Source organism: Cupriavidus sp. H18C2 (assembly GCF_049393795.1).
In the GTDB taxonomy this organism is placed as follows: domain Bacteria; phylum Pseudomonadota; class Gammaproteobacteria; order Burkholderiales; family Burkholderiaceae; genus Cupriavidus; species Cupriavidus pauculus_C.
Genome location: NZ_CP186010.1, coordinates 1386273 through 1401295, shown reverse-complemented (window position 1 = coordinate 1401295; position 15023 = coordinate 1386273). Strand labels below are relative to the sequence as shown.

The window sequence follows — 15023 nt, the reverse complement described above, 5'->3', positions numbered from 1 at the left end:
TTTTGGCGCGTCAGGCGTCGCCGGCCAGTACCTGCGCGATATGCAGCACGCGCGTGCGCGAATCGCCGGTGCGGCGCAGCCGGCCTTCGATGTTGAGCATGCAGCCCAGGTCGCCCAGCACCACGGCATCGGCGCCGCTGGCCTGGATGTTGGCGCACTTCTCGTCGACGATGGCCGTCGAGATGTTGCCGTACTTGACCGAGAACGTGCCGCCAAACCCGCAGCACGCCTCGCAGTCCTTCATCTCGGTCAGTTGCACGCCGGGCAGCTTGTCCAGCAGCGCGCGGGGCTGCTGCTTGACGCCCAGTTCGCGCAGGCCCGAGCACGAATCATGATAGGTGACATGGCCGGTAAAGCCGGAGTCGAGCGTGTCGATCCGGGCCACGTTGACCAGGAAGTCGGTCAGCTCGAACACCCGCTCGCGCAGGCGCTCGTAGCGGCCGTGGAGTTCGGGGTCGTCGCGCAGCAGGTCGTGGTAGTGATGGCGGATCATCCCGCCGCACGATCCCGAGGGCACCACCACGTAGTCGAACATCTCGAACTCGCGCAGGAATTTCTCGGCCAGGTCGCGCGAGACGGTGCGCTCGCCGGAGTTGTACGCGGGCTGCCCGCAGCACGTCTGCGCCTCGGGCACCATCACCTCGTAGCCGGCCGATTCCAGCAGCTTGAGCACGGAGAACCCGATGTCGGGACGCATGAGGTCCACCAGACAGGTGGCGAACAGTCCGATTCGCATGACTTCCCTTTTCCAGACCCAGAAACCCCGCAATTATGCCCCGCCACCCTGCCGCTGCGGGCACCGGGCGCCGCAATCCTGCTCATGGCCGGGCCAAATGTGGCTCATCGACGGCGCGCTGCCGGGCAGTATCGGCCGAAGGAAATCTCGGAAATCACGTTTCACCCGTTGAAATTTTCACGATGCGAGATAGAATCAGGCAACCGCTTAATATGCCGCACGGCAACATTTTCCCATGGCAGAAATGGCAGAAGCCGACAAGGCGCCCGGCAAGACCTCGATCCAGGTGATCGAGCGCATGATGACGCTGCTCGACGCGCTGGCCCAGCACGCCGACCCCGTCAGCCTGAAAGAGCTGTCGGGGGCCACCGGCCTGCACCCTTCCACCGCCCACCGGATTCTCAACGACATGGTGGCGTGCCGCTTCGTCGACCGGTCCGACCCCGGCAGCTACCGCCTTGGCATGCGGCTGCTGGAGCTGGGCAACCTGGTCAAGGCACGGCTGTCGGTGCGCGACGCGGCGCTGGCGCCGATGCGCGCCCTGCACCGCGTGACCGGGCAGACCGTGAACCTGTCGGTGCGCCAGGGCGACGAGATCGTCTATATCGAACGCGCCTATAGCGAGCGATCGGGCATGCAGGTGGTGCGCGCCATTGGCGGGCGGGCGCCGCTGCACCTGACCTCGGTCGGCAAGCTGTTCCTGGCCGCCGACGAAGGCCCGCGCGTGCGCAACTACGCCACGCGCACGGGGCTGGCCGGGCATACGCGCACGTCGATCACCGACCTTGCCAAGCTGGAGCGCGAACTGAGCTGGGTCCGGACCAACGGCTACGCGCGCGACAACGAGGAGCTGGAACTGGGCGTGCGCTGCATCGCCGCCGGCATCTACGACGATTCGCGGCGGCTGGTGGCCGGCCTGTCGCTGTCGGCGCCGGCCGACCGGCTGCAGGATAGCTGGCTGCAGAACCTCAAGGAGACCGCGCTGCAGATCTCGCGCGGCATGGGCTACGTGCCGGAACCGTCGGCCTGACCGCGCCGCCGCCCTTCATCGCCAGACGGCCAAAAAAGAACGCGCCGGGAGCGCAAGCTCCACGGCGCGTTTTCCATGCGCGACGGCAACCGCTCAGGTGCCGTGCGACTGCTGCGATGCCAGGACCGCCGCAGGGGATTTAGGACCCTGCGTAAGATTGGGTGTAGACGGAAAAGGGCGCGGCTGGCCCCCTGCCGACGGTGGCTGGTGCTCAAGCCATTGGCGCACCCGCGTGGCATCGGCAAAGCGCGACAGCTTGCCGACCGAATCCAGGAACACCATCACCACGTTGCGATCGTTGACGCGCGTCTGCATCACGAGGCACTGGCCGGCTTCCGAGATATAGCCGGTCTTCTGCAGGCCGATCTCCCAGCTGCCGCCACGCACCAGGCGATTGGTGCTGACGTAGTGCATCGTGCGGCCGGCGACGCTGACCTCGTGCTCGGGCTGCGTCGAGAATTCGCGGATCGTCGGGTTGCGGTAGGCGGCGTTGACCAGGCGCGCCAGATCGACGGCGCTGGACACGTTGCTGCTGGACAGGCCGCTCGAATCGACGAAGTGGCTGTCGTTCATGCCCAGTTCGCGGGCCTTCTTGTTCATGGCGCTGACAAACGCGGGCAGGCCGCCCGGATAGCTGCGGCCCAGCACCGACGCGGCGCGGTTCTCCGACGACATCAGCGCCAGCAGCAGCATCTCGTGGCGCGTGAGCGTGGTGCCAAAGCGTAGGCGCGAGCTGCTGTGCTTCTCGGTGTCGCGGTCGTCCTCGGTCACCGTGAGCATCTCGTCCATCGGCAGGCGGGCGTCCATCACCACCAGCGCGGTCATCAGCTTGGTGATCGAGGCAATCGGCAGCACGGCCGTGGAATTCTTCTGGAACAGCACCTCGTTGGTGTTCTGATCCATCACCAGCGCCACCGACGAGCGCAGCGACAGCGCGTCTTCGGTATCGCGCAGGCCCATTGCCTCGCCCAGCGACGGCTTGGCCGGCACGAAAGCGGCCCGCACCGGCGCCGCATGGCGGGCCGCCACGACGGAGCGCTTGCCGTTCTTGAGCACGATCACCTTGCGCGGCGACGCTGTCGCCTTGGCAGAAGCAACCGCTTTGGTGGATTTAACAGCTTTTTGAGTCTTTTTCGCCGACGTTTTCGCCGCAGTCGACTTCGTCGCTGCGTACGTGGCCGGCGCGGCCATCATGGCGACCGACACCAGCGCCGCAGTGGCGAAGGCGGTCAGTCGAGGAAGGCCGAAGCGTAGAGAAATCATGGATTCGGTCCGGAACATGTCTGTTCAGCGCGGAAACGGAATGGCGCTAGTGTAGGAAATTAAGAAATTCTTAGCAAGATTAACGACTTACAACGGCTCTTTAAAGTTCGATTGCCAAACATTTCCACGATGTGGAAAAAGAGACGTTTCAGTCATCCCCTGCCTAACGTAAATACAACAATACTTTTGCGCCGGCGGCGCCGGGATCACCCCACCCTTCAGGCCCCGGATAACGTCATAACGGCCTGCATGATGGAATCCTAATACCGGAAAACGCCGACTGCGGGTGAATCAGGAGAGGAAACGCACGAACTGGCTGACCGGTTCACGTTCCGTCGTCAACTGGTTGGCCGTCGCGTCGGGGTCTGCATAGCCGAGCGACATGCCGCACACCACCATTTCCTCCTCGGTCAGCCGCAGGTGCTGCTTGATGATCGTATGGAACTGCGTGAACGCCGCCTGCGGGCAGGTGTCCAGCCCGCGGGCCCGCGCCGCCACCATGATGCTCTGCAGGAACATGCCGTAGTCCAGCCAGCTGCCCTGCTCCATGATCCGGTCGATCGTGAAGATCAGCCCCACCGGCGCGTCGAAGAACCGGAAGTTGCGCGCGTGCTGCTCGTGCATCCGCGCCTTGTCCTCGCGCCGGATGTCCAGCAGGCTGTACAGGTCCCAGCCGAGCTTGCGGCGGCGCGACAGGTACGGGTCCACCCACTCGCGCGGGTAGTACGGATACTCCTCGCGGTACTTGGCGTCGCGTTCGGGATCGTCGTAGGCGGCCAGCACGTCGGCGCAGAACCGCGCCTTGGCTTCGCCCGACAGGACATAGACCTTCCAAGGCTGGGTGTTGGTACCGGACGGCGCCCGGCTCGACACGGCCAGGATGGCCTCGATGGTCTCGCGCGGCACCGGGGTGTCCAGGAACGCGCGGACCGAGCGGCGCGTGGTGATGGCGCGATCGACAATCGCGGCGTCATCTGGGGGCGACATCGGGTCTCCTGTCATGCCTGCTGTCTGTTGTCCTCGGGCCGGTCGACGACCAGCGCCTGCAATGCCTGCCGCAGCGCCGGCGGCAACGCCACCGGACGCCGCGTCTCGCGGTCCACGTAGACGTGCACGAAGTGCCCCTGCGCGGCCGCCACGTCGTCATCGTTGCGGAACAGCCCCACCTCGTAGCGCACGCTCGAATTGCCAAGCCGCGCCACGCGCAGGCCCGCCACAACCGTATCGGGAAAGCTCAGCGACGAGAAGTAGTTGCACTGGATCTCGATGACGAGCCCGATCGTGCCGCCCCGCTCGATGTCGAGCACGCCTTCCCGGATCAGGTACGTGTTCACGACGGTATCAAAGTAACTGTAGTAGACAACGTTGTTGACGTGGCCATAGACGTCGTTGTCCATCCAGCGTGTGGTGATGGGCTGGAAGTGCGCGTACGCGCTTCGGCTATCGGGTTCAGGCTTCATCGGATGCGATCCAGGTCGGCAGGAAGCGAAGACGGGATGAGCGTCGCCGCAGCCACACGGGAGGTCCGTATGAGCGCACGGCAAACCACAAGGTTCCCAGGATTTTGCGATGTATGCGACGCCATCGTCAGACCGCCGCGGCCACGGATGCGGCCGGCAGGCCGTCGAGCGCGCGATAGCGGGCGTGATAGCCGGCGGCCAGCATGACGGTTTGCCGGTGCACGGCCACGGTGTTCTCGATCTGGTTGCCGTAGCCGCCGGCCATCGCCACGGCAATCGGCAGGCGCTGCGACAGCGCGAAATCGAACACCATGGTGTCGCGCCGGGCCAGCCCCGCCATGGTCAGGCGCAGCCGGCCGAGCCGGTCGTCCTCATGGGGATCGGCGCCGGCCAGGTAGATCAGCAGGTCGGGCGCAAAGCGGGCGCGCAGTGTGTCGAGCGCACCAGCCAGCGCGGCCGCATAGCCGTCGTCGTCGCACCCATCGGGCAGGCCGACGTCGAGATCGCTGGCCTCCTTGCGGAACGGGTAGTTCTTCTCGCCATGCAGCGACAGCGTGAACACGGTGGGGTCGTCGCGCAGGATGGACGCCGTGCCGTTGCCCTGGTGGACGTCGAGGTCGATCACGGCCACGCGGCGCACGTTGCCGTCGCGCTGCAGCTGGCGCGCGGCGATGGCGGCGTCGTTGAACACGCAGAAGCCGCCGCCCTTGTCGGCATAGGCGTGATGGGGGCCGCCGGCCAGGTTGACCGCCACGCCCTCGGCCAGTGCGGTGCGGCATGCGGCAATCGTCGCACCGGCCGACCGGCGCGAACGCTCGACCATCTCGGCCGACCACGGGAAGCCGATCTCGCGCTGGCGCGCCGCGTCGAGCTGGCCGCTGGAGATATCGGCGATGTAGTCGGCGGTATGGGCCAGCGCCAGCGCGGCATCGTCGGCGCGTGGCGCTTCGTGCAGGACCAGCCCCGGCACGTCGTGCACCACGGCGTCGCGCAGCATGCTGTATTTGCGCATGGGGAAGCGATGGCCGGGCGGCAGCGGCAGGACGAAGTGGTCGGCGTAGAAGGCTTGCATCGAACGAATGGGAGGCGCGGGAAGCCCGGCGGCGCGTGACGCGCTGGCGCCATTCCCCGACCGGGCAGTCAGCGATGGTAGCACCGCCGCTGCCGGCGTGTCCGTACCCGCCTGAAACGGGCGTTTTTCTCGCGTTGCACCACCGGAAATGGCATCTGCCGACTCAGGAAAAACCCTGATCTGGCGCCGGATAGTGGCTCACGATGCCTTTCCCGGCCCCTTCCGGCCCCTATTTTTTGTGCGACGCACAAAAACCGCTTGACACATATCGTCGAATTCTTAGAATTGGAATTGTTGCGGCGCATCAAAGCGCTGGACGGTCGGCAACGACAGTCCGGACGGCGCCGCCGGATACGAAGGTACGCTCGGGCTGGCCAGACATTCAAGTCATGGCCTTGACATCTGGGCGGCTTAATTTCTTTACGCTTGACCTTGAAGTTCACCACTGGAGACCAGCAATGATCCTGACCCCGGAACAAGTTGCAGCCGCACAAAAAGCCAACCTCGAGACCCTGTTCGGTCTGACCTCGAAGGCCTTTGAAGGCGTCGAGAAGCTCGTCGAGCTGAACCTGCAAGTGGTCAAGGCTACGTTTGCCGAGAACGTCGACAACGCCAAGAAGGCGCTGTCCGCCAAGGATGCCCAGGAACTGCTGGCCATCCAGGCCTCGCTGGTGCAGCCGGTTGCCGAGAAGACCCTGGCCTACACGCGTCACCTGTACGAAATCGCTTCGGAAACCCAGAGCGAGTTCACGAAGGTTGCCGAAGCCCAGCTCGCCGAAGGCACGAAGAACGTGCAGGCCCTGGTCGACAACTTCGCCAAGAACGCCCCGGCCGGCTCGGAATCGACCGTCGCCATCGTGAAGTCGGCCATCTCGGCCGCCAACAACGCCTACGAATCGGTCCAGAAGGCCACGAAGCAGGCTGTGGAAATGGCCGAAAGCAACTTCCAGGCTGCCGCCACCGCCGCGACCAAGGCTGCCCAGCAAGCCAGCGCCACGGCCCGCACGGCTGCCAAGAAGCCCACGGCTGCCGCCTAAGCTTCTGCATCTGTAACACTCCAGCGTACCGGCTCCGGCCGGTCCGTTGGCAGAGCGCCCTCTCCGCCCGTCGACCAGGACGCTCCGCCAACGGCGGCGACCCCCGCAGCACCCCTATCGCCCGCACCGTACCGCTGTCTCCTCGGTGCCGATCCAAAAGGTATCGATTCAAACCCGGCCCCTGCCAGCAGGTCGCCGGTTTTTTTTCGTCCCGGCATTGGTGGACGCCAGAGATGCTTGGCGGTTAATTGATAAATGGCGCCGATATCAAGATCCCGCAAATTCCCATAAGGCGTTGATGTATATAGCGAAAACGCCATTCCCACCCAACTCGCCCAGCATTGACATGCGTTAAGGCCTGACCAGGCACCCGGCGGTTACAGTCCGCGCCATCCCGCAATCCGCGCCAGGCCGAATCGTGAATCGCAGTCGCTACCGCCTCGTCTTCAACCATCATCGCCGCATGCTCATGGCCGTGGAGGAATCCGCCACAAGCCAGGGCAAGGGCCGGGAGGCAGGCAGCCGGGCCGGCACGCGCGGCACCCCCACCACCACCGTGCGTTTTGCCGTGCCAACACTGGTCCTCTCGGCCTGGATCGCGGCGGGCCTGCCCGTGGATGGCTGGGCGCAGGTGGTGGCCGACCCGAACGCGGGCGCGCACCGTCCGACCATCGGCCAGACCGCGAACGGCCTGCCCCAGGTCGATATCACCCGGCCCTCGGGCGCGGGCGTATCCATCAACGACTACAGCCGCTTCGACGTGCCGAAGTCCGGCGTCATCCTCAACAACTCGCCGACCGCCGTCGCCACCCGGCAGGCCGGGTTCATCAACGGCAACGCCAACCTGCTGCCGGGCGGCTCGGCCCGGATCATCGTCAACCAGGTCACCAGCGCCAACCCGAGCCAGCTACGGGGTTACCTTGAAGTGGCCGGGCCGCGCAGCGAGGTGATCGTGGCCAATCCCAACGGCATCCTCGTGGACGGCGCCGGCTTCATCAACACCAGCCGTGCCACGCTGACCACTGGCGCGCCGGTCTACGGCGGCAGCAGCAGCCTCGACGCGTTCCGCGTGACCGGCGGTCGGATCGCCGTGCAGGGCGACGGGCTCAATGCCACCAATGTGGACCAAGTCGACCTGATCGCCCGCGCGGTACAGGTCAACGCCGCGCTATACGCGAACCAGCTCGGCGTGGTGGCCGGCGCCAACGAGGTCAGGCGCGATACGCTGGCCGCCACGCCAATCACGGGTGCCGGCCCTGCCCCGTCCGCCGGCATCGATGTCGCCGAACTGGGCGGCATGTACGCCAACAAGATCCTGCTGGCCTCTACCGAGCATGGCGTGGGCGTGTCGCTGCGCGGCGTGGCGGCGGCACAGGCCGGCGACCTGACGCTGACTTCCGCGGGCCGTCTGGTGCTGGCCGGCCAGGCGTCGGCGAGCGGAAACGTTGTGGCCCGCGCCCGCGACGGGATCGACCACACCGGCACCACCTACGGCATGCAGGATGTCTCGATCGAAACCGGCGGCGCGCTGTCGAACCGCGGCACGCTGGCAGCGCAACGCGGGATGTCGATTGCCGCCGGCAGCGTGGCATCGACGGGCACGCTGGCGGCTGGCGTGGACCGGGACGGCACGGCCGGCGCTCCGGCGGATCTCAGCGTGGTGGCCACCGCCGGGACGTTGTCCGCGACCGGCCAGAACCAGGCCAGCGGCAACGTAACACTCCAAGGCGCGGGGCTCGATCTCGCCGGCAGCCAGACCGCAGCGGGCGGGAATCTCGACCTGCGGGCCGGACCTGGCGATCTCGATTTGACCGGCGCCAACGCGACGGCGGGCGGCAAGCTCTCCGCCAACGCTGCAGGCGCCCTGACCAATGATCGGGGCCAAATCGCCAGCAATGGCGACATGACCCTCTCGGCGGGCAGTGTGTCGAACCGGGGCGGACAGATCGGCACGCAAGGCAGCGCCTTGATGGCAGCGGCCCGCATCGACAATCGTGACGGGGCGGTACAGGCGGCAGGCGCCCTGTCGTTCGTGGGGCCGGTGGCGCTGGACAACCGCAAGGGCCTGCTCTACGGCGGCAAGCGCTTCACGCTCGATCACGTCGGCGCCACGTTCGCCAATGCCGGCGGCCAGGTGCTCGGCGGCACCGATGTCACGATTCGCGTCGACTCGCTCGACAATCTCAAGGGCGCCATCAAGGCCAACCGGGACGTGACCGTGGCCGGCGCCGTCTCGGGCAATGGCGAGATGGCAGCGGGCCGAAACTTGTCGCTCGATGTCTTGGGCGACTACGAGAACGATGCCGACAACAGGCTGCGCGCCGACGGAGACATGCGCCTCTCGGCCAGCGGCAAGCTGACCAACACCGGCACGCTGGCGGCGGTGGGCGGCTTGACCGTGCAAGGCGCCGATGTGGTCAATGCCGAGGGCGCCGGCATGGTGGGCCGCTCGACTACCGTCGAGGCCGGGCATTCCCTCGCCAACGCCGGCCGCATCGAAGGCGATACGGTCCGCACGCACGGTGCCACGACCACCAACACCGGCACGATCATCGGCAACGACGTCACGGTGCAAGGCGGAATCATGGTCAACCATGGCCCGGCGGCACTGGTGGCCGCGGTGAAAAACCTGCGCGTCCACGCCACCGATTCGGTCCACAACCTTGACGGCGCCACGCTCTACAGCGCGGGCGACCTGCAGATTGCCCGCGATGGCGAACGGGATGCGGAGACCGGCCTGCTCGTCAACCAGATGGCCAAACTGGTCAACCGGTCGGCCACGATCGAGGCCGAGGGCGATATCGACATTGCAGCCACCGATATCAGCAACACACGGACGAGCATCGTGACCGAGGCCGGGACGCCCACGTCAACCACGAAGAAGCTGAAGCTGTGGCAGGCAGGGCTGAAGGGCTGGGACCTGCACTACTACGCAAGCATCACCTTCCCGGCCTGGCGCTGGGGTACGGAAAACGCCGGCGTCAGCACGCCGCAGACCGACGCACTACGCACGCCGGTCACCATCACCGTAGACAAACGGACCGTGGCGAACCTCGACACCGGCAAGCGCAGCCTGACATTCCTCGAATCTCCCATCGAACTGTTCCGGGGCCAGGATGCGGAAAGGGGCTGCGACATGGAGACCTACGTCTGCTCGCGCGCGCTCACCACCCATCCCACCCAGTATTTCGAGGAGATCCGCGACAACGGCGATACGTACAGCATCACCTTCTGGCCCGACTTCGACCCGGAAATCCATATCCGGCCCGACGAAGTCCGCCAGCAGCACATTGGCACGGACCACAACGAGATTTTCCGGACCATCACCACCACCACCGCGACCGACCGGCTCGTCAGTGCGTCGGACCCAGCCAGGATACAGGCCGGCGGCGCGATCCGGATGCAGAGCCGGGGCGGCAAGATCCTGAACCATTCCTCGATCATGGCGGCCGGCGGCGATCTGGTCCGGGTGTCCGACGCCGGGGCGGTGCAAGACATCGGGACGGTCCTGCAACGGACCGTGACGACGACCGAGACGTCCACGCTCTACTGGCACCAGCGCAGCGGGAGCCGAGAGAGCTTCTACGACATCGCCTTCCCCACCACACCCCAGGCGCCGACGACCGTCGCCAGCCTGCCGGCCATCGCCACGGCCAACCAGGCCGTCAAGACCTCCGGACAGACCATCGACATCGCCACCGTGAACCGCTCGGGCGAGACCGTCACGGGCGGTGATGGCGGCGGCAACGGCTTGCGCGAGGGCCTGCCGGACCTGCGATTGCCGACCAACGGCCTGTATCGTCACCAGACCGCGCCGGACGACACCTACCTGATCGCCACCGATCCGCGCTTCACGCAGTATTCACAGTTCATTTCGAGCGACTACATGCTCGGCCAGCTCGGGCTCGACCCGATGCAGATGCAGAAGCGGCTCGGCGACGGCCACTACGAGGCCAGGCTGATCCGGGATCAGGTCACGCAACTGACCGGCCGCACCTTCCTTGGCGAGCATGACGACAACCTGGCGCAGTACCAGGCGCTGATGGACAGCGGCGTGGCCCATGCCGGCGCGCTGAACCTGACCCCCGGTATCGGCCTGACCGCGGACCAGATGTCGCAGCTCACCTCGGACATGGTGTGGATGGTCAGTCAGGATGTGACGCTGCCCGATGGCACGCGGCAGAGCGTGCTGGTGCCCAAGGTCTACCTGGCGCAAGCCAGCACCGTCGACCTGCAAGGCTCGGGTGCGCTGGTCAGCGGCAAGCAGGTCAGCATGCAGGCCACCGGGACCGTGGCGAACAGCGGCCGGATCGTCGGCGACCTCGCCACGCGCGTGGTGGGCACGAAAGTGATCAATCAGGGCGCCATTGGTGCAGTGGGCACGACGCTGGTGGCGGCTCAGGAAGACGTCCGCAATCTGGGCGGCCGGATCGCCGGCACCGATACGCTGGTGACGGCCGGACGAGACGTGATTAATACCGCATACACGATCACGAACACCACGAGCCTCGCCAACGGCAACACTGCGAGTGCCACGGGCGTGGGCGCGGCGGGATCGATTTCCGCCACGAACAGCGTCGGCGTGCTGGCCGCGCGCGACATCGACATGGCAGGCGGCAGCGTCAATGCGGGTCAGGACGCCCTGCTCGGCGCCGGCCGTGACCTGACGCTAGGCACGGCGACCACAGGCACCACGCAGGATGCCAGCGCGAACGGTGGCAGCGACTTCCTGCGGGAGCGGACCAATACGGGCGTCGGCAGCCACGTGCAGGCCGGCGGCAGCTTGACGGCCGTGGCCGGACGCGACGCGTCGCTGATCGGCTCGGCCATCGAGGCCGGCGGCAACGCTACCCTGCTCGCGGGGCGCGACGCCACGGTGACCGCGTCGCTGGATACGCAATCGCGCGAGTCCGCCTCGCTCAGCAACAAGCGGTCGCAATCTACGGCTTCGTCGTTCGACGAAACTGCGCGCGGCAGTGCGATCCAGGCGGGCAGCAATGCCACGTTGGGGGCCGGGCAAACCGCCGCCGTGGGCGCGTTCCTGCAGGCCAACGGCATCACCCCGGTGGACGCCGGCCCGCAGCGGGCCGGCAGCGTCGCCATCCTCGGCTCGTCGGTCAGCACGGGCACCGCTGACAGCCCCGGCGGCGCCGTGGCGCTGGTGGCCACCGGCGACATCGGCATTGGCACGGTCACCGAACGGCACGCATCGCAAAGCTGGTCGCAATCGAAGAAGTCGGGCTTCATGTCGAAATCCGAGACGACCAAAACCACCAGCTCGCGCGAGACCGTGGCCGTGGGCTCGGTGGTTTCCGGCGACGCCATCGTCGGCAGCGCGGGCCGCGATCTCGCCATCAGCGGATCGACCGTGGCCGCAACGCAGGACCTGGGCCTCGAAGCCGGCCGCAACCTGACCATCGCCGCCGCCGAGAGCACGAGCGAGCGCAGCAGCTACTCGCGCACCCGGGCCTCAGGTCTTGGCGCGACGGGCGGCGGCCTTTCCTATGGCTCGCGCGACCAGAAGGACACCTACAACGACAGTGCAGTGACGCAGACCGGCGGCCTGGTCGGCAGCACCGACGGCAACGTCAGCCTGCGGGCCGGGACCACGCTGCAGGTGACTGGCAGCCAGTTGATCGCTGCCAAGGACCTCAAAGGGGTGGGCGCGGACGTGGTGATCGAAGCTGCCAAGGGCAAGGAGCACCACGATGAGACCCACGAGATCAAGCAAACTGGCCTGACGCTCGGCGTCAGCGGCGGCGCCCTGGGCTCGGCCATCAACGCGGGGCAAAAGGTCGGTTCCGCATCGAAGAGCCAGGATGGCCGGGCATCGGCACTGTGGGGTATCGCCGCGGGACGCGATGCGTACGACGCGGCCATGGGCGCCGGCGACGCGGTCAACAGCCTGGCCGGCGGCGGCGGTCTGGCGGGCACCGCGATTACGCTCTCGCTGGGCACCAGCAAAAGCAAGACCACCCTCACGCAGGACAGCACCACGCATACCGGGTCGAACGTACAGGCCGGCGGCAAGGCTGTCTTCATCGCCACGGGCACTGACGCCGACGGCAACCAGACGGCCGGCAACCTCGACATCATCGGCTCCGGCGTCTCGGGTGCCCATGTGGGGCTGGCGGCCACGGGCGAGGTCAACGTGGTCTCCGCCACGGACACCTACGAGAGCCACAGCACGAGCAAATCAAGCAGCGGCAGCATCGGAGTGTCGTATGGCGCACATGGTTTCGGGGTGTCGGTGTCGGGCGCGAAGAGCAAAGGCAACAGCGACACTACCGGCACCACGCAGGTCAACAGCCGCGTGACGGGCAGCGAAACCGTGCCGATCGTCTCCGGTGGCGACACCAACATCCTCGGCGGCGTGGTCAGCGGCGGCAAGGTGGCGGCCAACATCGGCGGCAACCTGACCATCGCCAGCCGCCAGGACACCGAGGAAACCAAGGCGCGGCAACAGAGCATGGGCGGCGGCCTCAGCTTCAGCCAGGGCGGCGGCCTGAGCGGCTCGTTCTCGGCGTCGAAGGGCAAGGCTGACGGCAGCTACGCCAATGTGGCCGAACAATCCGGCATCCGGGCCGGCGACGGCGGATTCGATGTCCAGGTCAAGGGCAACACCGACCTCCAGGGCGCCGTCATCGCCAGCACGGCCGACAGGGAAAAGAACAAGCTGACCACCGGCACCCTCAGCTGGAGCGACATCGAGAACAAGTCCGACTACAAGGGCACCTCGCTCGGGGTGGCCGGCGGCTTCACCTTCGGACCGAAGGCCAAGGACGAAAAATCCGGCCAGACCGCGGGCAAGAATACTGGCGGGATAAGCCCCATGATTCCCCAGAGCGAGAGCGGCAGCCAGCGCGGGCTGGCCCAATCGGGCGTCGCCGAGGGCACCCTTCAGATTACCGATCAGGGCAACCAGCAGCAGGACGTGGCAACCCTCAACCGCGATACGACCGATACCAACTCGGGCGTGGGCAAAGGCCCGGACCTCAACAGCCTGCTCAACAAGCAGGCCGACATGATGTCGGCCGCCCAGGCGGCTGGCGAGGCCGTGGCCAAGTCAGTGGGCGACATCGCCGGCAGCAAGCTCAAGGACGCGGCCGCGGAGCAAAAGAAAGCGCAACAAGCCTTCGACGCCGACCCCAGCGAGGAAAACCGCGCCGGACTGGCCAAAGCCACCGCCGATGTCGAAGGCTGGAAGGAAGGCGGCGACTACCGCGCCGCCCTCCACGCCGCCGGCGGGGCGATGATCGCCGGGTTGGGAGGTGGGAATGCGCTGGCCGGGGCGGTGGGCGCAGGGGCTTCCTCGCTCGCAGCTGGGAAGCTGGCTTCGCTGGGACAGTCGGTGGCGGATGGCGTTCGCAGTGGGAATGCCGGTTTGGATGAAGCGATTGGGAATCTGGCGGCGAACGTGCTGGCTGGGGGGATCGGGGCGGCTGTTGGTGGTGGGTCCGGGGCGGCGACTGGGGCGAATGTGGATCGGTTTAATCGGCAGTTGCATCAGAGCGAATACGACCTAGCCAAGAAAAACGCGAAGCTGGTGGCCGAGAAGCTTGGTATCTCAGTAGATGAAGCCGAGGGCCGAATCGTGGCCGAAATTCTTCGAAACTCGGACGAGCGCACAGCCGACGCCGCAGGCGGCAAGCATGATTATGACGTCCGTAAAATCGTGGGATGCCAGAATCTGAATTGCAACGGCTCGACCGAAGCTGAATATGCAAACCACGATTTCAATCGTGAGCTTATACCCGCCAATCAGGCTGGGTATGATCGAGGGCAATCTCGGTTGGGCTCTGGCCAAACGTATAACGACCTTGTCACGTCCAATATCGTGAAGGACCCGGTGGGGACGGCCATAGCTGGGGCAGGGATGGTCGGATTGGGGTATCTGACGGGCGGAACCCGAACGGCAATTGGTACTAAGCTACTGGGCGGCGGCTTGAGCGGGACCGTGAACTACCTGGCTCAATCCGGCAAACCGGAATGGATTGATGTTGCTACAGCCACAGCAGCGGGATTCATTGCGACAGGATCGGGGCTTAGCTCCTCATTGTTCACTAATGTCGGTGGCGCCCTCACTAGCTCAAGCATCAAAGGTGAAAATCCAAACAGCAGTTTGGGTGCTGCGGCCCTAGGTACAGTTGGTGGATATAGCGCAGGGAAAGTAGCTACATCTTCTTCCGCTAGATTCTATCCGCCTCACGGTTGGTCTACGCCGGACTGGATCGACATAGGTTTTGGAATCACAAAGTGGAATGCACCCAGCCCCATCCCGGGGATCTTCGGCGGATTTGGATCCACCATAACGCAGGAACTATTGGGGAACGAAGCAAAAAATCAGTTTGAAAGAGCACGAAAATGACACGAGCCACATACGCTCTCTTGCACAATATTTTATGCGTCACGGCGATATTTACCG

8 protein-coding genes are annotated in these 15023 nt (G+C 65.9%); 3 read left to right on the top strand and 5 right to left on the bottom strand.

Going from position 1 to position 15023, the window contains the following annotated elements:
- Window positions 1–10 precede the first annotated feature (10 nt).
- The gene (locus tag EPAKOI_RS06465; RefSeq protein ID WP_423193305.1) at window positions 11–736 is read right to left on the bottom strand and encodes a (Fe-S)-binding protein; all 726 of its coding nucleotides are present in this window, start codon (window positions 734–736) and stop codon (window positions 11–13) included.
- 244 nt (window positions 737–980) lie between these two features.
- Here EPAKOI_RS06465 and EPAKOI_RS06460 point away from each other — a divergent pair, with 244 nt between their 5' ends.
- Window positions 981–1766, top strand: coding sequence for an IclR family transcriptional regulator (locus EPAKOI_RS06460; protein WP_423193490.1), 786 nt, complete (start codon window positions 981–983; stop codon window positions 1764–1766).
- A 93-nt stretch (window positions 1767–1859) separates the two neighbouring features.
- On the opposite strand, the gene pbpG is transcribed toward EPAKOI_RS06460, so the two are convergent.
- From pbpG to EPAKOI_RS06440, 4 genes are all read right to left on the bottom strand, one after another.
- Window positions 1860–3047, bottom strand: a complete 1188-nt coding sequence (pbpG, locus tag EPAKOI_RS06455) for a D-alanyl-D-alanine endopeptidase (protein ID WP_423193304.1) — start codon at window positions 3045–3047, stop codon at window positions 1860–1862.
- 273 nt (window positions 3048–3320) lie between these two features.
- On the bottom strand, window positions 3321–4016 hold the full coding sequence (locus tag EPAKOI_RS06450; RefSeq protein WP_124684477.1) for a nitroreductase: 696 nt from the start codon (window positions 4014–4016) through the stop codon (window positions 3321–3323).
- Window positions 4017–4027: 11 nt separating this feature from the next.
- On the bottom strand, window positions 4028–4489 hold the full coding sequence (locus EPAKOI_RS06445) for an acyl-CoA thioesterase (protein ID WP_423193303.1): 462 nt from the start codon (window positions 4487–4489) through the stop codon (window positions 4028–4030).
- Window positions 4490–4616: 127 nt separating this feature from the next.
- Window positions 4617–5561, bottom strand: a complete 945-nt coding sequence (locus EPAKOI_RS06440) for a histone deacetylase (protein ID WP_423193302.1) — start codon at window positions 5559–5561, stop codon at window positions 4617–4619.
- A 458-nt stretch (window positions 5562–6019) separates the two neighbouring features.
- Between EPAKOI_RS06440 and phaP1 the strand changes: the two genes are divergently transcribed.
- Window positions 6020–6598, top strand: coding sequence for a TIGR01841 family phasin PhaP1 (gene phaP1 / locus EPAKOI_RS06435; RefSeq protein ID WP_124684480.1), 579 nt, complete (start codon window positions 6020–6022; stop codon window positions 6596–6598).
- A 418-nt stretch (window positions 6599–7016) separates the two neighbouring features.
- On the top strand, window positions 7017–14966 hold the full coding sequence (locus EPAKOI_RS06430) for a hemagglutinin repeat-containing protein (protein ID WP_423193301.1): 7950 nt from the start codon (window positions 7017–7019) through the stop codon (window positions 14964–14966).
- The last annotated feature ends 57 nt before the right edge of the window (window positions 14967–15023 follow it).

Excerpts from the sequence above, each read along its gene's own strand:
- EPAKOI_RS06465 (WP_423193305.1), bottom strand. The coding sequence starts at position 736 with ATGCGAATCGGACTGTTCGCCACCTGTCTGGTGGACCTCATGCGTCCC.
- EPAKOI_RS06460 (WP_423193490.1), top strand. The coding sequence starts at position 981 with ATGGCAGAAGCCGACAAGGCGCCCGGCAAGACCTCGATCCAGGTGATC.
- pbpG (WP_423193304.1), bottom strand. The coding sequence starts at position 3,047 with ATGTTCCGGACCGAATCCATGATTTCTCTACGCTTCGGCCTTCCTCGA.
- EPAKOI_RS06450 (WP_124684477.1), bottom strand. The coding sequence starts at position 4,016 with ATGTCGCCCCCAGATGACGCCGCGATTGTCGATCGCGCCATCACCACG.
- EPAKOI_RS06445 (WP_423193303.1), bottom strand. The coding sequence starts at position 4,489 with ATGAAGCCTGAACCCGATAGCCGAAGCGCGTACGCGCACTTCCAGCCC.
- EPAKOI_RS06440 (WP_423193302.1), bottom strand. The coding sequence starts at position 5,561 with ATGCAAGCCTTCTACGCCGACCACTTCGTCCTGCCGCTGCCGCCCGGC.
- phaP1 (WP_124684480.1), top strand. The coding sequence starts at position 6,020 with ATGATCCTGACCCCGGAACAAGTTGCAGCCGCACAAAAAGCCAACCTC.